14 protein-coding genes, 1 other RNA gene and 1 pseudogene are annotated in these 22,430 nt (G+C 65.1%); 8 read left to right on the top strand and 8 right to left on the bottom strand.

Annotated features, from left to right (window positions below; genetic code table 11):
* The first annotated feature begins 44 nt into the window (after window positions 1-44).
* From XpopCFBP1817_RS02720 to secF, 7 genes and pseudogenes are all read left to right on the top strand, one after another.
* Entirely contained in the window at window positions 45-476 is a 432-nt protein-coding gene (locus tag XpopCFBP1817_RS02720; protein WP_064634670.1) for an Lrp/AsnC family transcriptional regulator, read from the top strand.
* Window positions 477-688: 212 nt separating this feature from the next.
* Window positions 689-1,757 (top strand): annotated as a pseudogene (gene queA, locus XpopCFBP1817_RS02715) (tRNA preQ1(34) S-adenosylmethionine ribosyltransferase-isomerase QueA).
* Between the two features lie 81 nt (window positions 1,758-1,838).
* Complete coding sequence (tgt, locus tag XpopCFBP1817_RS02710; RefSeq protein ID WP_128415878.1) at window positions 1,839-2,984, top strand: tRNA guanosine(34) transglycosylase Tgt; 1,146 nt, start codon at window positions 1,839-1,841, stop codon at window positions 2,982-2,984.
* A gap of 131 nt (window positions 2,985-3,115) precedes the next feature.
* Window positions 3,116-3,469 carry a preprotein translocase subunit YajC gene (gene yajC / locus XpopCFBP1817_RS02705; protein WP_128415877.1) on the top strand — a complete coding sequence of 118 codons (354 nt, stop codon included), beginning with the start codon at window positions 3,116-3,118 and terminating at the stop codon, window positions 3,467-3,469.
* Window positions 3,470-3,529: 60 nt separating this feature from the next.
* A non-coding RNA gene (locus XpopCFBP1817_RS02700) (sX9 sRNA) lies at window positions 3,530-3,605 on the top strand.
* A gap of 199 nt (window positions 3,606-3,804) precedes the next feature.
* Window positions 3,805-5,649 carry a protein translocase subunit SecD gene (secD, locus tag XpopCFBP1817_RS02695; RefSeq protein WP_167393797.1) on the top strand — a complete coding sequence of 615 codons (1,845 nt, stop codon included), beginning with the start codon at window positions 3,805-3,807 and terminating at the stop codon, window positions 5,647-5,649.
* A 59-nt stretch (window positions 5,650-5,708) separates the two neighbouring features.
* Window positions 5,709-6,677, top strand: a complete 969-nt coding sequence (gene secF / locus XpopCFBP1817_RS02690; protein WP_128415875.1) for a protein translocase subunit SecF — start codon at window positions 5,709-5,711, stop codon at window positions 6,675-6,677.
* Window positions 6,678-6,979: 302 nt separating this feature from the next.
* Here secF and XpopCFBP1817_RS02685 read toward each other — a convergent pair whose 3' ends face one another.
* The 5 genes from XpopCFBP1817_RS02685 to ptsP all read right to left on the bottom strand — a co-directional run bounded on the left by XpopCFBP1817_RS02685 (window position 6,980) and on the right by ptsP (window position 15,561).
* Window positions 6,980-8,140: an alpha/beta hydrolase family protein gene (locus XpopCFBP1817_RS02685; protein ID WP_167393800.1), complete on the bottom strand. Its 1,161-nt coding sequence runs from the start codon at window positions 8,138-8,140 to the stop codon at window positions 6,980-6,982.
* 637 nt (window positions 8,141-8,777) lie between these two features.
* Window positions 8,778-10,055 (bottom strand): carbohydrate porin, encoded by a 1,278-nt coding sequence (locus XpopCFBP1817_RS02680; RefSeq protein ID WP_167393796.1) that lies wholly within the window; start codon window positions 10,053-10,055, stop codon window positions 8,778-8,780.
* A gap of 184 nt (window positions 10,056-10,239) precedes the next feature.
* A complete protein-coding gene (locus XpopCFBP1817_RS02675) occupies window positions 10,240-11,967 on the bottom strand; it encodes a PTS fructose transporter subunit IIC (protein WP_128415874.1) in 1,728 nt (575 codons plus the stop codon).
* A gap of 115 nt (window positions 11,968-12,082) precedes the next feature.
* Entirely contained in the window at window positions 12,083-13,039 is a 957-nt protein-coding gene (pfkB, locus tag XpopCFBP1817_RS02670; RefSeq protein ID WP_128415873.1) for a 1-phosphofructokinase, read from the bottom strand.
* Window positions 13,036-15,561: a phosphoenolpyruvate--protein phosphotransferase gene (ptsP, locus tag XpopCFBP1817_RS02665; RefSeq protein WP_128415872.1), complete on the bottom strand. Its 2,526-nt coding sequence runs from the start codon at window positions 15,559-15,561 to the stop codon at window positions 13,036-13,038. Before ptsP ends, pfkB begins: the two co-directional genes overlap by 4 nt.
* A 176-nt stretch (window positions 15,562-15,737) precedes the next feature.
* Here ptsP and XpopCFBP1817_RS02660 point away from each other — a divergent pair, with 176 nt between their 5' ends.
* Window positions 15,738-16,730: a LacI family DNA-binding transcriptional regulator gene (locus XpopCFBP1817_RS02660; RefSeq protein ID WP_128415871.1), complete on the top strand. Its 993-nt coding sequence runs from the start codon at window positions 15,738-15,740 to the stop codon at window positions 16,728-16,730.
* Between the two features lie 376 nt (window positions 16,731-17,106).
* On the opposite strand, the gene XpopCFBP1817_RS02650 is transcribed toward XpopCFBP1817_RS02660, so the two are convergent.
* Genes XpopCFBP1817_RS02650 through XpopCFBP1817_RS02640 form a run of 3 tightly spaced genes read right to left on the bottom strand, consistent with a single transcriptional unit; the run spans window position 17,107 to window position 22,289 of the window.
* Window positions 17,107-20,277, bottom strand: coding sequence for a multidrug efflux RND transporter permease subunit (locus XpopCFBP1817_RS02650; protein WP_128415870.1), 3,171 nt, complete (start codon window positions 20,275-20,277; stop codon window positions 17,107-17,109).
* Window positions 20,278-20,289: 12 nt separating this feature from the next.
* Window positions 20,290-21,615, bottom strand: coding sequence for an efflux RND transporter periplasmic adaptor subunit (locus tag XpopCFBP1817_RS02645; RefSeq protein WP_128415869.1), 1,326 nt, complete (start codon window positions 21,613-21,615; stop codon window positions 20,290-20,292).
* Window positions 21,616-21,629: 14 nt separating this feature from the next.
* Window positions 21,630-22,289, bottom strand: coding sequence for a TetR/AcrR family transcriptional regulator (locus XpopCFBP1817_RS02640; protein WP_128415868.1), 660 nt, complete (start codon window positions 22,287-22,289; stop codon window positions 21,630-21,632).
* Window positions 22,290-22,430 lie beyond the last annotated feature (141 nt).

Raw genomic sequence — 22,430 nt, 5'->3', positions numbered from 1 at the left:
AGAAGTGCGGTATTTTCGTCGATTCGCCGAAACAGCTTTGCATAGTGAAAATCACTCCTTCCGACGAACGCCTGCTGTCGCTATTGCGCGAGGACGCGCGTGCCTCCACCGCCCAGATCGCGCGCCGACTGGGGCTGTCGCGTACCACCGTGCAAAGCCGCATCGAAAAGCTCGAACGCGACGGCGTGATCAGCGGTTACACCGTGCGCACCCACGACGCCTACGAACAGGGCCGCATCCGCGCGCACATCCTCATCACCGTGCTACCCAAGAAGATGCCCTCCGTGGTCAAGGCGCTGCGCGACATCCCAGAAGTGCGTTTGCTGCACTCGGTCAGCGGCGCCTACGACCTGATCGCCCTCGGCGTGGTCGGCGGCGTCAACGAGATGGACGTGCTCACCGATGCCATCGGCGCCATCGACGGGGTGGAGCGCACGACGACCTCGATCATTTTATCGACGAAGTTTGAGCGGTGAGGAGCTTGGAAATGAGCTGTGAGGAATCGTAAAAGGCTTGATTCGTGAGCGAATCAGAGCACCTCCTACGTGCCACCTTCTCCTGATGGGAGAAGGAAGTCACGCCGATCCGCGACCTCTGCAGGTTTTGTCTCCTGGCAGGAAAAGGCAGCCAAACCTGCCCCAGCCTGTCCCGCTAAACTAGCGCCCCCAATCGCTGCACCGCCGAACCTTTGAAGAAGTCCGATTTCAACTATTCGCTACCCGACGAGCTGATCGCCCAGGCGCCGCTGGCCGAGCGCGCGGCCAGTCGCTTGCTGGTGGTACCGCCGTCGCCGCAGGCGCTGGTCGACCGCCAGGTGCGCGATCTGCCCGAGCTGCTGCAGCCGGGCGATCTGCTGATCTTCAACGACACCCGGGTGATTCCGGCGCGCCTGTTCGGGCAAAAAGCCAGTGGCGGGCGGGTGGAGATACTGATCGAGCGGTTGCTCGGCGAGCGCGAAGCGCGCGTGCAGATCGGCGCCAGCAAGTCGCCCAAGGCCGGCAGCCTGATCGCGCTGGATGCCGGCGGGCAGGCCGAAGTGCTGGGCCGCGATGGCGAGTTCTATCTGCTGCGCTTCGATATCCCCGCGCCGCTGCAGCAGTGGTTGCCGGAAGCCGGGCAGCTGCCGCTACCACCGTATATCCGCCGTGAGCCGGGGGTGGAAGACCGCGAGCGCTACCAGACCGTGTTCGCGCGCGAAGTGGGCGCGGTGGCCGCGCCCACCGCCGGCCTGCATTTCGACGAGGCGCTGCTAGCGCAGTTGCGCGCGCGCGGGGTGGAGTTCGGCCATATCACCTTGCACGTGGGCGCCGGTACCTTCCAGCCGGTGCGCGTGGATGCGCTGGACCAGCACGTGATGCACACCGAATGGCTCAACGTCGGCGCCGCGCTGGTCGAACAGGTGCGGCGCGCGCGCGCGCGGCGGCCGCGTCATCGCGGTGGGAACCACGGTGGTGCGCTCGCTGGAAAGCGCCTGGCGCACCACCGACGCCGCGCCCGATGGCGAACTGCTGCCATTCGCCGGCGAAACCCAGATCTTCATCCTGCCCGGCTACCGCATCCGCAGCGTCGATGCGATGGTCACCAATTTCCATCTGCCCGAAAGCACGCTGCTGATGATGGTCTCCGCCTTCGCCGGACGCGACCGCATTTTCGCTGCCTATCAGTACGCCATCGCGCAGCGCTATCGCTTCTTTTCGTATGGCGATGCGATGTTGTTGTGGGGCAGGGAATCGGGAGTCGGGAGTGGGGAGTCGTAAATCGGCATCCGCCGAACGATCAGCCACCTGCCAACCGCTCTTTCGATTCCCCACTCCTGATTCTCCATTCCCGGCTTTCCAATGTCCCGACTCCAGTTCCAGCTTCAAGCCAACGACGGCCATGCGCGCCGTGGCCGCCTGACCTTTCCGCGCGGCACGGTGGAAACGCCGGCGTTCATGCCGGTGGGCACCTATGGCTCGGTCAAGGGCATCCTGCCCGAGCAGATCCGCGCGCTGGGTGCGGAGATCATCCTGGGCAACACCTTCCATCTGTACCTGCGGCCCGGTCTGGATGTGATTGGCGATCACGGCGGGCTGCACGGGTTCGCGCGCTGGAATGGGCCTGTCCTCACCGATTCGGGCGGTTTCCAGGTGTTTTCGCTCGCGCATCGCCGCAAGATCACCGAGCAGGGCGTGACGTTTTCCTCGCCCACCGATGGCGCGCGGGTGTTTCTGGGCCCCGAAGAGAGCATGCAGATCCAGAAGGTGCTCGATTCAGACATCGTGATGATCTTCGACGAGTGCACGCCGTATCCGGCCACCGAAGACGTGGCCCGCCGCTCGATGGAGCTGAGCCTGCGCTGGGCGCAGCGTTCGCGGCAGGCGCATGACGTTCTGGGCAATGACGCGGCGCTGTTCGGCATCGTGCAGGGTGGGGTGCATCCAGACCTGCGCAGTCGCTCGCTGGACGGGCTGCAAGGCATCGGCTTCGACGGTTACGCCATCGGCGGGCTGGCGGTGGGCGAGCCGGAGCACGAGCGCAATGCGATGCTCGAACACCTGCATCCGCGCCTGCCGGTCGAGCGCCCGCGTTACCTGATGGGCGTCGGCCGGCCGGAAGATCTGGTCGAAGGCGTGGCGCGCGGCGTGGACATGTTCGACTGCGTGATGCCCACCCGCAACGCCCGCAACGGTCACTATTTCACCTCGTTCGGCACGGTGCGCATCCGCAACGCCAAGTACGAGCGCGACCTGGACACCATCGAGCCGGGCTGCGGGTGCCACGCCTGCAGCAGCGGCTACACGCGCTCCTACCTGCGCCATCTGGACCGCTGCAACGAGATGCTGGCGCCGATGCTGGGCACCCTGCACAACCTTTGGTACTACGAGAAGTTGATGGCGCAGATGCGTGCGGCGATCGCGTCGGGAACCTTTGTGGAGTTTCGGCGGTCCTTCTATGCGGCACGCGGCGCCATCACGCCGCCGTTGCCGGGGGAAATCAGCTGAAACCGGCCGTCCGTGCCCTTGCGCGGACGGTTTGTAACCCGCATGGCATACTTCCCGGCTGTTCCGCTTCGGCGGTACCTGAATAGCGAGCGGGCCGATTGGCGCGCTGGCACCAAACTAGGATGCATTGAATGAATCTGCTCGATTTCCTGATCCCCGTCGCCCAGGCGAAGGCCACCGGTGGCGCGCCGGCCGCCAGCCCGATGGGAAGCCTGTCCACCTTCGCGTTGCCGATCATCCTGATCGCGGTCATGTATTTTTTGATGATCCGCCCGCAGATGAAGCGCCAGAAAGAGCACAAGTCGCTGCTGGAGAAACTCTCGCGCGGCGATGAAGTCATCACCTCCAGCGGCGTGGCTGGCACGATCACCGACATCGGCGACAACTTCCTCACCGTGGAAGTGGCCGACAACGTGCGCATCCGCGTGCAGAAGAGTGCCGTGGGCCATGTGCTGCCCAAGGGCACGCTGAAGTCCGCCAACTAAGAGCGGCTTCAAAACGACTGCGCAGCTGTCAGGCGGGCGCGGCCGCTGCTTGAAATCGGCATGTATCACTCGTGCATTCCGGTTTCTGCGCGCCGTCCGCCCCCAGGTGACAACTGCTCGCTACGTTTTGTTAGCCCACGCCAGGCGAGCAATAAAATGGCTGCGCGCACCGTCAGGCGGGCGCAGTCGGCGCTGGGAACCGATGGGTCGCAAACACTCCCGTCCCGGCACCGCCCGCATCCACCTGACGACCGCTCGCGACCGTGTGTTGGCCGCTTGAAGTCGTTCTCACTGCTAGGCGCGTCGCCGGGATGGTGTCGCGCGGGACTGTCGCAATGCTCGAATTTCCTCGCTGGAAGTATTTCCTGATCCTGCTGGTGCTGGCGGTCAGCGCGTTGTATGCGCTGCCCAACATCTACCAGAAAGACCCGTCCGTGCAGATCACCGCCAGCCGCGGTGGCCAACTCAACGACGCATTGCGTAGCCGCATCGACGCCGAGCTCAAGAGCGCCGGCATCACGCCCAAGGCCGTCACCAAGGAAGGCGAGAGCCTGATGGTGCGTCTGCCCAACCTGCAGGCACAGACCCGCGCCAACGACGTGCTACGCCAGCAACTTGGCGAGAACTACACGGTGGCGCTGAATCTGGCCTCGACCGTGCCGGACTGGCTGGCCAAGCTTGGCGGGCGGCCGATGGTGCTGGGCCTTGACCTGGTCGGTGGCGTGCACTTTGCCATGCAGGTGGATCAGAAGGCGGCGCTGGAAAAGCGTCTGGACGGCTTTGCCGAAGACATCCGCACCACCTTGCGCGATAACCGCATCGCCTATCGCTCGGTCGAGCGTCGCGGCGACCACAGCATCCAGGTCAGCCTGAGCGAGGGCGCCAGCGCCGATGCCGCGCGTACCGCGCTGGCCAAATCGCAGCCGACGCTGGTCTACAACATCAGTGGGCAGAGCATCACCGTCAACGTGCCCGAGGCCGAACTCAAGCAGATCGCCAGCGGTGCGATCGAGCAGAACCTCACCACCCTGCGCAACCGCGTCAACGAGCTGGGTGTGGCCGAGCCGATCATCCAGCGCCAGGGCGAAGACCGCATTGTGGTCGAGCTGCCGGGCCTGCAGGACACCGCCGAGGCCAAGCGCCTGATCGGCGCCACCGCCACGCTGGAATTCCGCGGCGTGGTCGAAGGCAATGCCGAAGACGCGGTGCGCAGCGGCAGCATTCCCCCCGAAGCCAAGGTCTACCGCGTGCGCGATAGCGGCGCCCCGGTGCTGCTCAACAAGCGCGTACTGGTGTCGGGCGATCAGATGGTCAACGCCACCGTCAGCAACGACCAGAACGGCATGCCTGCGGTGGCCGTGACGCTCAATAATGTTGCCGGTCAGCGCATGCTCGACTACACCAGCGCCAACGTCGGCAAGCTGATGTCGGTGGTCTATATCGAGCGCATCCCCACCGTGACCATGGTCGACGGCAAGGAAGTGCGCACCGTGCGGGTCAAGGAGGAAGCGCTGTCGCCGACCCGTATCGCAGGCGTGTTCGGCAAGAACTTCCAGACCACCGGCCTGGAGAAGGTCGAAGCCGAGAACCTGTCCAAGCTGCTGCGTGCCGGCTCGCTGGCCGCGCCGATGGATTTTGTCGAGGAATACGTGATCGGCCCGAGCCTGGGTGCAGAGAACGTAGAGCGCGGCGTGACTGCGGTGGTGTTCTCCTTCTTGTTCACCCTGGTGTTTTTCACCATTTACTACCGCATGTTCGGCGCGATCACCTCAGTGGCGCTGCTGTTCAACCTGCTGATCGTGATCGCGGTGATGTCGCTGTTCGGCGCCACCATGACGCTGCCGGGCTTCGCCGGTCTGGCGTTGTCGGTGGGTCTGTCGGTGGACGCCAACGTGCTGATCAACGAGCGTATCCGCGAGGAGCTGCGCCTGGGCGTGCCGGCCAAATCGGCGATCGTGGCCGGTTACGAGAAGGCCGGCGGCACCATCCTCGACGCCAACCTGACCGGGTTGATCGTCGGCGTGGCGCTGTACGCGTTCGGCACCGGCCCGCTGAAGGGCTTCGCGCTGACCATGATCATCGGTATTTTCGCCTCGATGTTCACTGCGATCACCGTCTCGCGCGCGCTGGCGGTACTGATCTATGGCAGCCGCAAGAAGCTGAAGTCCGTCGCCATTTAATGCGAGTCCCTCGCAAGAGCCCGCACATCCATGTGCGGACTTTCCAGGAAAATCTTTGAATGAAAATTTTTCCGCTCCATCTGATCCCGAACGACACCAAGATCGATTTCATGCGCCTGCGCAAGCCGGTGCTGATCTTGATGCTGGTGCTCGCGATCGCCTCGGTCGGCATCATCGTCGGCAAGGGCTTCAACTACGCGCTGGAATTCACTGGCGGCACCTTGGTGCAGACCACGTTCCAGAAGACGGTGGACGTGGACCAGGTGCGCGAGCAGCTGGCCAAGGCCGGCTTCGACAACGCCCAGGTGCAGAACGCGCGCGGCGGCAACCAGATGATGATTCGCCTGCAGGCACGCGAGCAGCACAACAACCGCGACGATGCCGCAACCAGCGTTGCCGACGCAGTGCGCAAGGCGGTCAGCACCGCGCAGAATCCCGCCACCGTGCAGCCGGGCGAATTCGTCGGCCCGCAGGTCGGCAAGGACCTGGCCTTGAACGGTGTCTACGCCACGGTCTTCATGCTGGTGGGCTTTCTGATCTACATCGGCTTCCGCTTCGAGTGGAAGTTCGCCGTGGTCGCCAGCCTGACCGCGTTGTTCGACCTGCTGGTCACGGTGGCCTACGTGTCGCTCACGGGACGCGAGTTCGATCTGACCGTGCTGGCCGGCCTGTTGTCGGTAATGGGCTTTGCGATCAACGACATCATCGTGGTGTTCGACCGCGTGCGCGAAAATTTCCGCGCGCTGCGCGTGGAGCCACTGGAAGTGCTGAACCGCTCGATCAATCAGACGCTCTCGCGCACGGTGATTACGGCAGTGATGTTCTTCCTGTCGGCACTGGCGCTGTACATCTACGGTGGCGAGTCGATGGAAGGCCTGGCGGCCACGCACATGATCGGCGCGGTGATCGTGGTGATCTCCTCGATTATCGTGGCTGTGCCGATGCTGAGCATCGGGCCGTTCGCGGTGACCAAGCAGGATCTGCTGCCCAAGGCCAAGGATGTGGAGGCGCTGGCGCGCCGTCCTTGATCTGTCGAGGACTGTTCAAACACGAAAAAACCGCGCATTGCGCGGTTTTTTCGTGTCAACAGCGCGATGGCTGGGGTTCCGGTGCATACGGTCAATGCTTACGCAATGCCGCTCCCCCGCAGGCTCACATGTTCCTTTCTCGCTCCTGCCCACTCCGACGACGTGCACGTGCCGCAAGATTTGCTTGCGACTCAATGCGACCAACCACGGATACTTGACCGAGCGTGGGTAAATCCAACAACAACACGCTCGATCTCGATCTCGATCTTGCCGAGCAGGCTATAGCGGGCCGGTGCCATGTTTCAACGTCGCTTGTCCAACAGTTGAGTACGCACGGCAGCCATGCAGGGCGCCTTGCTGCCTGTATGTGGAAAAAAGGCACCGGATGCCACAGCAATGAGTTTCACCTGGTTGCTGCCATGACGCTTGAAATCGGCAAGCGTCTCTTGTGCAATGCTGAACGGCACTACATCGTCGTCCTGCACCCCGCACAACAATGTTGGCGTGCGCGGTGCCCAATCCACCAGATCGTTACGCAACAGATCTTTCCGGAATGCGTTTTGTGGATTGCTGACCAAATCGCGCGAAAATTCAGGCTGAAACATGTCCTCGGCTGAAGGCAGTTGTTCGGTTCCCAGCGTGATCGCATCGAATTTTCCGGGGAACAACGTCTCGACCTTCTGTGCCAACGGTTGCTGGAACACCTGGATCGGGGCTGTGTAGAGGTTGGAGTAGGTGTGCTGCATCCCGATCAAGGTGAAGGTGTCGAGTACGATTGTCAGTGCGTCGAGCCCTTCGGCCTTGGGTCCGCCCCAGTTTTTCAGGACCGTTTTGGACAGGGAGTAGGGTCCGGAAATGGGGGCGCTTGCAACGAGGTCGAATTCCCTGGAAAAGTGTGCTTCGATCTCGCGTTGGGCTGCCATCACGGCGTGAGCGCCACTGGAAAAACCGGAAAGCATGAGCTTGCCCGAGAGCGGGACATGCTGCCTCGCAAGCATGACACGCGCGGCGCGCAGCGCGTCGACGACGGCGCTGGCTTCAGGGGCGGCCTGAAGATGGGGTGCGAAGGGATAGGTCGACTTGCCAATTCCCAGATAATCGGTGGCCACAACCGCATAGCCTTGCGCCGCGAATTGGCTGATCACCTCATGGTTGCCGCGTGAGGCCCGGAACCCTTCTGCCTGCGAGCTGGTCCTCTGCAACTGCGCGCCCTGTCCCCAGCCGAGCAAGGGGTACGACGCAGTACAGGTGGTGCCGGAGGGGATCAGCACTGCAGCCGATGCGGTGGTGGGTTCGTCATGGACACCGACGGTGGCATAGACAATCTCGGCCACACTGACGTTGCAACGTGGCGTTGGAGCATCGCTATGTCCACCCAGTTGTGTGGCGATCTGGGCGCTGCTGAAGGTCGTCAGTACTAGGCTACTGATCAGCTCGCCGCGTTGAGACGCAGCAGTTGCCAGGCCAGGCAGCGCCATAACGGCCATTAGCGTCAGGTGGATCGGATGGTGGCGAGAAACACGAACCTTCATGAATGCAAATTCCTACTGAGTACGGGGCAGGCTTGGAATGCCACTGAAGTGGCGACGAACGGTGCTGAGTTTTTTTGGATTGGCGGTGGATGGATGAAGATGGCGAAAGCGCGACTGTTTTTTTCAGAAATGACGAGAAATGGTCTTCGCGAATCAGTCGTATGCACGGATTGGAACGTCGTTGCCGATGTCGAGGCGACAGTCTCGCTCGGGCCGCAGCGTTGCGCGCCAATCAAGTTCGTTTTTGCCGGGATTCGTTCGTAATCAGGGCACTGCGCCGTCGTGGTCGCTGCTTGCTCCGCTTTTGCAGTGGCTTTGTTTCCGCTGACCGGCGTCGGATCCCGGTGAGCAAAATCGGGGGCAACTGGCGCAAGCCAGAGCAACTTGCAATGCCGCCCTACTGCGCATAGCCACCTTCCGCTGGCGCGCCAAGCCGCGCAGCCGCATCGTCCGTAGGAGTACGCTTGCGCGCGGCCGCGTATACCGAATAACGTTTTCTCGCGCCGACGTCCTGTTGTCAGGTTACGCAGCCGGGCACGCAACGCGGACAAACCCAGCACCGCCCAACTCACAGATTCCAATCGACCCGCATGCCCGCAATCAGCGCGTTCTTCAGATCGTTGGTGCGGGTCGGTTCGTTGAACTGGTCCGGGTTGATCACGTAATGCAGGTTCGGCGCGATGCGCAGGTGCTTGGTGACCTGGATGCCGTAGCTGAGCTCCATCATGATCTGGTTGTCGTGCGGGGTGCCGGTGCCGCCAGCCGAGGCGCGGGCCAGGCGCAGGTTTTCGATCGCCTCGTCGCTGTACTTCTGTTGGGTGAGCACAAAGGCGATATTGTCCTGCGGGCGGCTGGCGAAGGTGCCTTTCTGCACCAGGCCGAGCTGGATGAAATGGTCTTCGATCGCCTGGCCACCGGCGCTCTTGAGGATGGCGCCGAATACGGTCAGGCCGCGTGTGCCGGCCGGGTCGGGGTTGGTGACCTGTTGTTCGAAGCGGGCGAACAGGCCCGAGCGGCCCTGCTTGTTTTCATAACCCAGGCCGCTGAGGACGGCCGGGTTGCCGTTGCGATCGCGCAGCGGGTCGGTGTAGTCGGAGTTGTCCTGCCACCCGCCGAGTTCGTACATCGCGGCCATGCTGCCGTCGCCGCCCTTGTTCTTGTAGCCGACCGCGTACGGCACCACCACGCCGGTGGTGTCGTCGGTGCTCCACTTCAGGCCGTGCTGGCCGTCCTGCGCCTGCACCGGATTCACCTCGTAGGCACCCACGTGCACATAGACCTTGGGCGTGACCCAGGCGGTGGCGTGTGCGGCCCAGCTGGAGACCGGCCAGTAGGTGAAGTTGCTGGTGCGGAACACGAAGGTGGGGTTGCCACAGGTCGAGTTGCTCTGGAAGTACTGGCACAGGTCCGAGCCGAGGAAATGGAGGTTGGCCACGCTGCGGCCGGCTTCCAGTTCCAGGCGGTCGTCGAACAGCTTTTGCAGCAGGGTGAAGTTGGCCAGGCGCGTGCCCTGGCCGCCGTAGATTTCCTGCACCGAGGTGCTGTTGCCGATGCTGCTGTTGGACAGGTTGGTGCCATGGCGGGTGGAGACGTACAGCTTGACCGTGGCGCCGCCCCAGCCGAACAGGCGGTCCATGTCGACGTCGGTGCCGACCATCAACTGGCCGGCGTAGGCGTCGCCGTTCTTGCGGCCGCCATCGATGATCGAGGCCGCTTCGCCGGTGTAGCCGAGCTTGAGCTTGAAGGCGTCGGCGGCGTCCTGCGCCTGCGCGAGCGGGGTCAGTGCCAGTGTCAGCGACAGGCACAGCAGACGGGGGCGGGCACGGCGAGGCGAGAGGGTGGTCATGGCAGAACTCCGAACAAAGAGGGTGTGGCCGAGGTGGCGAATGCGACAGCTAAGGGGGGCAAGCCGCTGACCTTGCACGAAGGTGCGCAGCGCAGTGGTGAAACCAGTCAGGTGTGACGCGGATCAGCGATCAGATGAGCCGGGTACGCGGTTTGGAATCGGTCAGGGCAGGGGCAGCCGAGCGTCAGGCGACGACGTCGGCAACCGGCTTCTTGAGCAGGCGCAGCGCCACCGCAGTGACGATCACGCCGACCACCAGTGCCAACACGTAATTGAGCAGGTGGGTGACCGCGTTGGGGATCAGCAGCACGAAGATGCCGCCGTGCGGGGCCTTCAACTCGGCACCGGCGGTCATCGAGATGGCGCCGGCCACGGCCGAGCCGATCACCAGCGCCGGGATGGTGCGCAGCGGGTCGCGTGCGGCATACGGGATGGCGCCTTCGGTGACGAAGGCCAGCCCGAGCACGCCGGCGGCAGTGGCCGAGCCGCGTTCTTCCACGGTGAAGCGGTTGCGGAACACCCAGGTGGCCAGTGCGATGCCCAGCGGCGGCGTCATGCCGGCCACCATGGCCGCGGCCATCGGGGTGTAGACCTGGCTGGCGATCAGGCCGGTGGAAAACGCATACGCGGCCTTGTTGACCGGCCCGCCCATGTCGAAGGCCATCATGCCGCCGAGCAACAGGCCCAGCAGCAACGCGCTGCTGCCCTGCATGCCACGCAACCAGGCGGTGAGCCAGGCCAGCAGGTCGGCCACCGGTTGGCCGAATACGTACATCATCGCCAGCCCGACCAGCAGCGTGCCCAGCACCGGCAGGATCAGCACCGGCTTGAGTCCTTCCAGGTTGCGCGGCAGGCGGATGTAGCGGTTGAGCGCGCCCACGCCGTAGCCGGCGATGAAGCCCGCAATGATCCCGCCGAGGAAGCCGGCATTGAGGTTGGCTGCGACGAGGCCGCCGATCATGCCGGGCGCGATGCCGGGGCGGTCGGCGATGGAGTAGGCGATGTAGCCGGCCAAGGCGGGCACCATCAGGGTGAAGCCGGCCTTGGCGCCGATCTGGAACAGCGACCAGGCCAGCGTGCCCTGGTGCGCGTCGTCGCCGGCGTAGATGCCGCCGAGTGCGAATGCCAGCGCGATCAACAAGCCGCCGGCAGTGACGAACGGCAGCATGAACGACACGCCGGTCATCAGGTGCTTGTAGGCGCCGGTGCGGCCGTAGCCTGTGTTTTCGGATTTTGCGGCGCCCGCAACCGGAGCTGCGCCGCCGTGCACGCCGGCTTCTGCCAAGGCTTTTTGGATCAGCGCGGGGCCATCGTTGATGGCCGGCTTGGTACCGCTCTTGAACAGGCGCTTGCCGCCGAAACGGGCTAGATCGACTTCGCGATCGGCCGCGATCAGCACCACGTCGGCGTCGCGGATTTCCTCGTCGGTGAGTGCCTCCTGCGCACCGACCGAGCCCTGGGTTTCCACCCGCATCTGGTAGCCGAGTTTCTTGGCTGCCTGCTGCAGACCTTCGGCGGCCATGAAGGTGTGCGCGATGCCGGTGGGGCAGGAGGTGATCGCAACGATGCGCTTGCTGCCCGAGCCCGACGTACCGGATGCGCTCGCAGCGGCACGCACCGCGAGCTGGCTCAGTGCGGCGGCCGGGTCGTCCAGCACTGCACCCAGGCTCAGGCGCACGAGCTGTGCGTCGCCGAAGCGGGCGCTGTCGGCATCGGCGTCGCCGATCACCAGCACTTGGCTGGCGCCGCTGGCGAGTTCACCCGGCAATGCGCCGAGCACGCCCTGGTCGCTGCGGATTTCGATCGTCACGCTGCGCCCGGCGGCGGTGGCGGCGCGGCGCAGCGCTTCGGCCGCCAGGACGGCTTCGGTGCTGCGGTCGCCAGCGGCGATGACCACGATGGAAGAGGACATGCGAATCTCCTGCGTTGTTCGGTTGCCGGATCGAGCCGGCGGCATACCTGCGTGGCTGCGGGAATTCTTTCCGCGCACTGCGGTTGTCGATCAACCATGTGAGCTGGCGAAGTTCCTACGATAGGTGGTCGATGACGGTCTCGCTGGCGAGCTTGCGCACCTGTTGCGGCGTCAGCCGTCGCGCATCGCCGCTTTGCAGCCGGCTGACCGAAAACGCGGTCGCCAGCCGTGCGCAGCTTTCCAGGTCGCCGGACTCATCTAGCAGCGCGGCGGCAATACCGGCCACCATCGCGTCCCCGGCGCCCACGCTGCTGCCCTGCGCCAGCTGCGGCGGACGCGCGATCAAGCGCTGGTCGCGCTGCACGAACAAGGCGCCTTCGGTGCCCATCGAAATGACGACGAGCTGGATGCCGCGCGCGATCAATTCATGCGCGGCGGCGCTGAGCGCGGCGCGATCGGTCAGCGGCCGGCCGGTCCAGGCTTCGAGTTCGTGCCGGTTCGGCTTGATCGCATAGGGCAGCGCATCGCGTGCGGCGCCGAGTGCGGCCACCAGCGGCGCGCCACTGGTGTCCAGCAGCACGCACGCACCGGCGGCGCTGGCCTGGGCCTGCAACTGCGCCCAGCTGTCGTCCGGCAAACCGGCCGGCAGGCTGCCGGACAGCACCACCGGCAGGCCGGGGCGCAGCAGCGGGGTGAGGTGATCGGCCACGCCTTGCAGATGCGGCTGACCCAGACGCAGACCGGGCAGGTTGATGTCGGTGGTGTCGTTGCTGCGCGCGTCGACCAGCTTGAGATTGGTGCGGGTCTCGCCGGCCACGCGCTGGCAGTGATCGGTAATACCGCGTTCGCGGAACAGCGCTTCGAACACGCCGGCATTGCCGACCCCGAGCACGCCGAGTGCGGCGACCTGACTGCCCCAATCGGCCAGGCAGGCGGCGACATTGATGCCCTTGCCGCCGGCGTCGCTGCGCACGCTGCTGGCGCGATGCACTGTGCCGGGCTGCAAGTGGTCGAGCTGGATGGTCTGGTCGATCGCCGGGTTCAGCGTGACCGTGATGGCCTGCAGGCTCATGCCATGTCCTCGCGTTTTACTTCAAGCGCGCGCACTTGCTCTGCGGTTTCGCAGTCCAGCGCCTGCTCGGCCAGCTGCTGCAACTGGCTCAATGCAGTGCCGCGCAGGCGTGCCTTGACTGCGGGGATGTCGTTGGGCGTCATCGACAATTCCTGCACGCCTAGGCCGACCAGCAGGCTGGCGCCGAACGGATCGCCGGCCAGACCGCCGCACACACCCACCCAACGCGCGTGTTTGCGCGCGCCTTCAATGGTGCTGCGGATCATGCGCAGCACCGCCGGGTGCAGGCTGTCGGCTTCGGCGGCCAGCTCCGGGTTCTGGCGGTCGATCGCCAGCACGTATTGGGTCAGGTCGTTGGTGCCGATCGAGAAGAAGTCCGCATACCGCGCCAGCACATCGGCTTGCGCGGCGGCGGCGGGCACTTCGATCATGATGCCGATTGGCACTTCTGGTGCGTCCAGCTTGGCGCGGATGCGTGCGCAGATCTCGCGCAGGGTGATCAGCTCCGGCACCGAGGTGATCATCGGGAACATGATCGACAGCCGCGCACCGTCCTTGGCGGCGCGATACAGCGCACGCAGTTGTGGCTCAAGCAGGTCGGGGCGACGCAGCAGCAGGCGCGCGCCACGCACGCCCAGGAACGGGTTTTCTTCGTGCGGCAGTTCCAGATGGGCCACGTGTTTATCGCCGCCGATGTCCAGCGCACGCACGATCAGCGGGCGGCCTTCCAGTGCCTGCGCCATCGCCAGATAGGTTGCGTACTGCTCGTCTTCGCTGGGCGTTCTGCCGCTTTCCAGAAACAGGAACTCGGTACGCATCAGGCCCACGCCTTCCGCGCCCTGGGCCAGCGCCATCGCGATCTGGTCGGGCAGATTGACGTTGGCGCCGATGTCGATGTCGATGTGGTGGCCGTCGGTGGTGTCGGCCGGCAACGCGCGTTGGGCGGCCTCGCGCTCGCGGATCGCCTGCTGCTCGGCGATATGCGCGCGGGCGGCGTCCAGATCCAACTCGGACGGATTGATGTACAGCCGGCCGCTGCTGCCGTCGATGATGGCGGTGACGCCGTCTTCGATATCCAGCAACTGGCCACCGGCCGCGACCAGCGCCGGCAGGCCGAGCGTGCGCGACAGGATCGCGGTATGCGAGGTCGGCCCCCCTTGGGCGGTGGCCAGACCAAGCACGCGCTCGGTGTCCAGATTGGCGGTGTCCGACGGCGACAGATCGCTGGCGAGCAGGATGCACGGCTGGGCGGGCAAGTCGGTGAGGCCGGCGCCGGCGGCGGCCGGGTCGAGCTGGACCAGCACGCGGCGGCCGACGTCGCGCAGATCGGCCGCGCGCCCGGCCAGCACCGGGTTGCCGAGTGCCGCCAGACCCGAGGCGATCTGCTCCACCGCCTGATGCCACGACCACGCCACACCATGGCCTTCGACCATCAGCTGGCAGGTGCGGGTGATTAGGTCGGTGTCGTTGAGCAGCTCGGCCTGGGCCTTGAAGATGGCCGCGTCCGAAGCGCCGAGACGGCGCTGGGTGTCGTCCTGGATCGCCGCCAGCTGCTGGCGGGTGCGGGTCAGCGCGTCGTGCAGCAATGCGCCGCCATCGCCCAGGCCCACCTGTTGATCGGCCACCTCGGTCTGCGCCGCGCGCAGGCGGTGCACGATGCCGATCGCCACGCCCGGGCTGGCGCCGATGCCGACGATGGCCGGCTGCGCCTGCGGGGGCGTCCAGCCGACCACCGGGGCGGCGCGGCGTTGCGCGGCGCGTTCGGCATCGGACTTTTCCTGCGCAGTCAGGCTGTCCATCACCGCACGCAGGCGCTTGAGCAGCGCGGCGGCATCGTTGCCTTCGGCCGAGACGGTGATACTGTCGCCGGCACGCAGGCCGAGCTGCAGCAGTCCGACCAGGCTTTTGGCATCGGCGGCCTGGTCGTCGGCACGCACCTGAGCGCGCGCCGAGAAGCCGCGTGCGGTCTCGGCCCAGCGTGTGGCCGGGCGCGCATGCAGGCCGCTGGGGTAGGCGATGGTCCACTCGAATTGTTCGGCCAGATCGGTGGCCGGTGCGGCGTTGGTGTCGGGGGTGCGGTCGCCGGTCAGGGCCGCCACAATCACGCCCGGGTCGTCGGTGGTGAACAGCGCTTCCAGCTGGGCCGGGTCCTGGAGCAAGCGGGTCAGGCGGCGCAGCAAGGTGATGTGGGTGTCGGACTGGGCGGCGATACCGACGACCAGCCGGGTGATCTGGCCCGGGTTCCATTCCACGCCTTCCGGCAGCTGCAGTACGGCGATGCCATCGCGGCGCACCAGATGACGGTCTTCGCCAACCCCGTGCGGGATCGCCAGGCCGTGGCCGAGGAAGGTATTCGCCAGGCCTTCGCGGCGCCGCATGCTGGCGTCGTAGCCCGGCGCAACACAGCCGGCTGCGACCAGCAACTGGGCGGCCTGGGCGATGGCGTCGTCCTTGTCGCGGGCATGCGCACGCAGGCGCACGAGTTCGGGGGTGACGGGGGCGGCTGGCGACGGAGAAGCCAAGACGGACTCCGGGAGTAGGAACGGATGAGGCATTAGTGTGGGAACGTTCCTACACTCGGGTCAATGTGCGCTGCACAAAAAAGCGTTAGTGCTTTCGGGTTAGCATCGAATCCGACACAGCGCCTGGGTCAAGGTGCGCAAAATGGAGCGGGAACGGTCCCAGTGAGTATGTCCCAGTGAGCATCAGCATCAATGACGTGGCCCGCGTTGCCGGAGTGTCTAAATCCACCGTCTCGCGCGCGCTGGGCACCGGTCCTGTCAGTGAGCAGGTGCGTGCCAAGGTTGAGGCGGCAGTGCGCCAGACTGGCTACCGGCCCAACTTGATGGCGCGGCGATTGCGATCCCAGCAGTCCGGCATCCTGGGGCTGATCGTCGCCGATATCCGCAACCCGTACTTCACCGCGCTGATCCGTGCGGTGGAGGAGGTTGCCTACCGCGCCGGTATGCGCGTGACCCTGTGCAACACCGACGAAGACCCCGAGCGCGAGGCGCTGTACCTGCAACTGATGCAGGAAGAACGCATTACCGGGCTGATCTTCGCCCCGACCCGGGTCACGGTCGGGCGCATGCACGAACGGGTACTGGATTACCCGACCGTGCTAGTGGACCGCGCCGGCACCGTCAGCCGCTACGACAGCGTGGTGCTGGACAACGCCGCCGCCATGGGCGAGTTGGCCGCGCATTTGCAGGCGCAGGGCTATCGACGCATCGGCGGGCTGTTCGGTACCAGTACCACTGCAGCCGAGCGCCGCAATGGCTATCTAGCCGCGATGGGCGCGCAAGGGCTGACGCCTGCGTACCGCGAAGTGGCGCCCACCGCCGAAGCGGCGATTGCCGAAGTCGGCCAATGGCTGGCAAGTGCAGACAGGCCCGAGGCCATCGTCACCAGTAACAGCCTGTTGTTGATGGGTGCGCTCAAGGCCGCCCGCTCCGCCGGCCTGCGCATCCCCGACGATCTGGCCCTGGCCGGCTTCGACAACGAACGCTGGACCGACCTGGTCGAGCCGGGCATCACCGTGGTCGAGCAACCGGTCGAGGACATGGGGCGCGCCGCGATGTCGTTGTTGCTCGAACGCTTGAGCAATCCGCAGTTGCCGATTCGCCGCCTGGTCATGACCGGGCTCTGCGTGGTGCGTGGCTCCACCGGCGCACGAACGCCGCGCATTTAGCTGCCCTCGTAGGAGCGCCGGCGAATTGGAAGCACGTCATGCCCTGCTTGTCACCATGCACACCGACCATCTCGACTGGTCCTTGTCCGCCCACCGTCGCGGGACCTTCTGCGGCATGGATGCCGCAGAAGAGCTTACATGGACGTACTTGCAGCGTGTCCCACGACGGTGGGCGGACAAGGGCCCTGCAGCCAAGCCGCAGATCAGCAGCTCTGCAACTGATCTATCCGCAGTGTCGAATCACTTCGACACGCTGAGCCTATAAAGCTCCATCGCGCCCAGGGGCGCTCCTGCGGGGCATCGCGTTTCGTTGCGACAGCACACAAAAAAAGCCCCGGCAGTGCCGGGGCTTTTTGGTTTACAGCGAACGTTCGACTCAGCGGTCCGGACGATGCGATCCAGCGTCGCCCTGTGCCGCGACGTATTCCTTGGACTGCTCGTCCAGCTTGTCGCCCAGCATGCGGCGCACCACCACGAAGAACAGCGGGATGAAGATCACGCCGAGCACGGTGGCAAACACCATGCCGCCGATCACGCCGGTACCGATGGAGTGACGCGAGTTGGCGCCGGCACCGCTGGAGATGGCCAGCGGCAGCACGCCCAGGATGAAGGCGAACGAGGTCATCAGAATCGGGCGGAAGCGCAGATGCGCCGCTTCCATGGTCGCCTCGCGCAGGGTCTTGCCCGCCGCCCGCTGCTCCACCGCGAACTCCACGATCAAGATCGCGTTCTTGGCCGCCAGACCGATCACCGTGATCATGCCGATCTTGAAGTACAGATCGTTGGGCAGGCCGCGCAGCATCGAGAAGACGATCGCACCCAGCACGCCGATCGGCACCACCATTAGCACCGCCACCGGAATCGACCAGCTCTCGTAGAGGGCGGCAAGGCAGAGGAACACCACCACCACCGACAACGCGAGCAACAGCGTGGCCGCGTTACCGGCAATGATTTCCTGGTACGACATACCGCTCCAGTCGAAGCCGAAGCCCGGCGGCAGATCGTTGTTGACGATCTCCTCCATCGCGGTCATCGCCTGGCCGGAACTGCCGCCCGGAGCCGGATTGCCGACGATATTCACCGCCGAATAGCCGTTGTAGCGGTTCAGTGCCGGCGAGGCGTAGGTCCACTCGGCCTTGACCACATTGCTCAGCGGAATCATTCCCGGCTGCCCATCGGTACCGGTTGCTGTCGCACTCGGGCTGAAGAAGCTGCGCAGCGACTCGGGGCCGGTGCGGAACTGGTCGTCGGCACGGATGTTGACGCGCTTGATGCGGCCTTCGGAGAAGTAGTCGTTGATGTAGACCGGCGCCAGCATCAGCTGGATCGAGCTGTAGATATCGCTGACTTCCAGGCCCATCGACTGCGCCTGCACACGGTCCACGGACAGCTGCAGCTGCGGCGCATCTTCCAGGCCGTTCGGGCGCACGCCCGTCATGGTGTCCTGCTTTTCCGCCGCCTTGCCCAGCACGATATTGCGCGCCTGGGTCAAGGCTTGCTGGCCTGCGCCGGAGCGGTCCTGCAGCCACATGTCGAAGCCGCCGAACTGGCCCAGGCCCTGCACAGTGGGCAGGTTGACCACGAAGATCTGCGCGCCCTTGATGCCGTAGAACATGCCGTTGAGCTGCTTGATCAGCTCCTCTGCGGTCACATCGCGCTCCTCCCACGGCTTGAGCCGGATGAAGCCCATACCCACGTTTTCGCCCGAACCCAAAAAGCTGAAGCCGGCGATCTGCAGCATGCCTTCCACGGCCGGCTGCTTCTCCAATACCGCACGCATCTGCGCAAAGGTCTCGGTGGTACGGATCTTGGTGGCGCCCGGCGGCAGCTGCACGATGGCCAACGCAAAGCCCTGATCTTCTTCCGGCAGAAAGCTGCCCGGCATGCGCGTAAACAGCAAGCCGCACAACACCACCAGCACCACGAACACGATCATCCACGGTGGCGAGTGTTTGAGGGTATTGCCGACCACGCCCACATAGCGATGCGCCAGCTTGTCGTAGTACGTGTCGAAGGTGCGGTAGATCCAGTTCTTCTTGGTCGAATGGGTCGACTTGAGGAACGCGCCGCACAGCGCCGGGGTGAAGCTCAACGCCAGGAACGCGGAGAAACCCATCGACATGGCGATGGTCAGCGCGAACTGCTTGTAGATCGCGCCCGAAGCACCCGGCTGCATCGCCGAGGGAAGGAACACCGCTGCCAGCACCACGGTGATGGCCACCACCGCGCCGGTGATCTGGGTCATCGCCTTCTGGGTGGCCGCCTTGGGCTCCAGATGCTCCTCGCTCATGATGCGTTCGACGTTCTCGATCACCACGATCGCATCGTCGACCACGATGCCGATCGCCAGCACCATCGCAAACAGCGTCAGCTGGTTGATGGTGAAGCCGATGACATACATGCCGAAGAACGTGCCCAGCAGCGCGACCGGAATCACCAGCGTGGGAATCACGGTGGCGCGGAAGTTCTGCAGGAACAGCAGCATCACCAGGAACACCAGCACGATGGCTTCCACCAGCGTGTGGATCACTTCCTCAATGGAAATGCGCACGAAGGTGGTCGATTCGTACGGTGCAAACCAGGTCACGCCCTGCGGGAAGGTCGGCTGCAGTTCGTCGAGCTTGGCACCGACCGCTTCGGACACGTTCAATGCATTGGCGCCCGGCAACAGCTGGATACCGAACGCACCGCTGGGCTTGCCGTTGTACTGGGTGTCGAAGCCGTAATTGCTCGGCCCGACGCTGACACGTGCAACGTCCTTCAAGCGCACCGTGGCACCGTTGCTGTCGGTGCGCAGGATGATGTTCTCGAACTGGTCCGGCGAGCTGAAGCGCCCTTCTGCCGACACGGTGGCGGTGAAGCTGATGCCTTCCGGCGTGGGGTCGGTGCCCACCGAACCGGCAGCGAACTGCACGTTCTGGTTACCCACTGCGGTCATCACCTGGGTGGCCGACAGGTTGTAGCCCTGCAGTTTCTCCGGGTTCAACCAGATGTTCATCGCGTACTCGGCGCCGAACTGGTTGGTGCTACCCACGCCGGGCACGCGCGAGATCTGTTCGAGCACGCGCGAACCGACGATGTCGTTGAGCGCATCGCGGTCGATCGACGGGTTGTCCGAGCGCAGCGCGGCCACCATCAGGAAGCCGGCGTTGGCCTTGGCCACCACCACGCCCTGTTGGGTGACTTCCGACGGCAGCCGCGGCGTGGCCAGCGACACCTTGTTCTGCACCTGCACCTGCGCGATATCCGCGTCGGTGCCGGTTTCGAAGGTCAAGGTGATGGTCACGCGGCCGTTGGCGGCCGAGGACGAGTTGAAGTAGAGCAGGTGGTCGATACCGGTGAGCTGCTGCTCAATGACCTGGGTCACCGCTTTTTCGGCGGTATCGGCGCTGGCGCCGGGGAAGTTGGCGGTGACGGTGACCTGCGGCGGGGCGATCGTGGGGTACGACTCGATACCCAGATTCAGGATCGAGATCACGCCCGCAAGCGAGATCAGGATCGCCACCACCCAGGCAAAGATCGGGTGTTCAATAAAAAATTTAGGCATGTCCTGGTTCCGTCACTGCTGCTTGGACTGGGAGTCGGCCGGCTGCGCCGCCGCATCGGGCTTGGGCTGCGCTTGCGCCGCGGGTGCGGCTGCGGCTGCGTCTGCCTTGTCCGCTGCCGGTGCGGCCTGCGCGTCGCCGCCCTGAGCTGCGGCCGGAGCCGCGCCTGGAGTCGTGCCTGGAGTGCCCGGCTGGCCGCCTTGCGCCGGCTTGTTCGGATTCCACGCAACGCCCTTGGCCGGCTGGCCTTCCTTGGCCTTCTGCACGCCGTCGACGATGACCTGGTCGCCCGGGGCCACGCCGCCGGTCACGATCCACTGACCCTTTTGCTGGCCATCGACGGTGAGGTTCTTGCGCGCCACCTTGCCGTCCTTGCCCAGCACCAGCACGAAGGCGCCCAGGGCGTCGCGCTGCAAGCCCTGCTGCGGAATCAGATACGCATTGTTGCGCTGGCCCAGGCTGGCCTTGAAGGTCACGAACGCGCCCGGCAACAGTGCCTGCTCCGGATTGGGCAGGGTCGCGCGCAGCGACACCGCCCCGGTACTCGGGTCGACCGTCACGGCCGAGACGTCCAACGTACCCGGATGCTGATACTGCCTGCCGTTGCCCAGTTCCACATTGATGGTGGATTTGCCATCGCCGCTGAGTTGCACATTGCCGCTGCTCTGCGCCTGACGCAGCGCGGCCAGTTCTTCGCTGCTCATCGCAAAGTTCACGTAGAGCGGGTCGATCTGGTCGACCGTGGTCAGCAGGGTCGCTTCACCCGAACCGACCAGCGCGCCTTCGGTCACGCGCTGGATGCCGGCGCGGCCGGTGATCGGCGAGGTGACGCTGGCGAAGCTAAGCTGGATGCGGGCGGACTCGACCATGCCGCGCGCCTGCTGCACGCTGGCGCCGGACGAGCGCTCGGTGGCTTCGGCGTTGTCGATGTCGGCGCGCGAAACGTATTGCTGCGGTGCCAGGCTACGCGCGCGCCTGGCGGCGATCTGGGCATTGGCGTAAGTCGCCTGGGCGGCGGCCAACTGACCCTGCGCCTGCAGCAACGTGGCCTTCAGCGGCATCGGGTCGATCTCGAACAGCGGCTGGCCTTCCTTGACGTCGGTGCCTTCGGTGTACAGGCGCTTGAGCACCACACCGTCCACACGGGCACGCACGTCGGCCGAGCGGTACGCCGACAGGCGGCCCACCAGGTCGCGTTCCAGCGGCAATGTCTGCGGCTGCATTTCCAGCACCGACACTTCCGGCGGCGGCGGTGCCTGTTGTTGTTCGGGCTTGCTGCAGGCAGCGAGCGCCACGGTGATGGCACAGGCCAGGCCGAGTGTGCGGAGCGGTGCAATCATCAGGAAGAACTCCGTTAGGGTCTTGAAGCGAGAAAAGAAAGGGGGGACAGCGAAGGCGTGGCAGCGAACGCGGCGAAGGCGCGCAGAAAGGTGTCGACAGCGAATTGCGCCCACTGCTGCCTGGCGGGAAGGCCGGCGCGGTGGGGAACCTGAAAGCGTTGCCGATCGACATCCAGACCGACGATCATGCTCAACAGCAGCTCGGCCATACAGTGTGGATCGTCCTTGCGCAGCTGGCCGGCCTCCATCGCCTGCTCGAAGCGCTGCGCCAGGCGCTGCTGCATGCCGACCACCCCGTCATGGAAGAACTGCTGCGACTGATCGGGAAACCGATGCGACTCGGCTTCCACCAACCGGTAGGTCTGTACCACATCGTGGCGGTTCAGCCGGTCAAGGTGGGCCAGCGCGAAGGCCAGCAGATCCTCGCGCAGCTCGCCCGACGCGGTGCCAAAGGGCACCGTGGCCCGAGGCACATGGTCCTGAAGGACATCGCGCATCAGGTTTTCTTTACAACCGTAGTAACTGTAGAGCGTCTGCTTGGAGCAGCCGGCGCGCTCGGCTACCGCGTCCATGCTCAGCCGCATGGCGCGCTCGGCGAGCAGTGCATGCACAGCCGCATGGATGCGGCGATCGCAGTCCGAGCGCCGGGCAGCACGGTGGGAGCGGGAGGTCATGGCGGCAGACTATACCGTCCAGTTTAGTTTTTAAAAAGACTTGACGGTCGCAGTTTGGTCTGAGCAAGCCCTTATGCGACAAGCGCCTGGCCCGACTTTGCCGGATCTGGCCGTCCAGCGGCCATGCGCGCCAGTGCCCAT

The sequence above is a fragment of the Xanthomonas populi genome (assembly GCF_002940065.1).
GTDB lineage: Bacteria > Pseudomonadota > Gammaproteobacteria > Xanthomonadales > Xanthomonadaceae > Xanthomonas > Xanthomonas populi.
The sequence above is the reverse complement of the archived record's forward strand: the minus strand, read 5'-3'. Positions and strand labels throughout refer to the sequence as shown.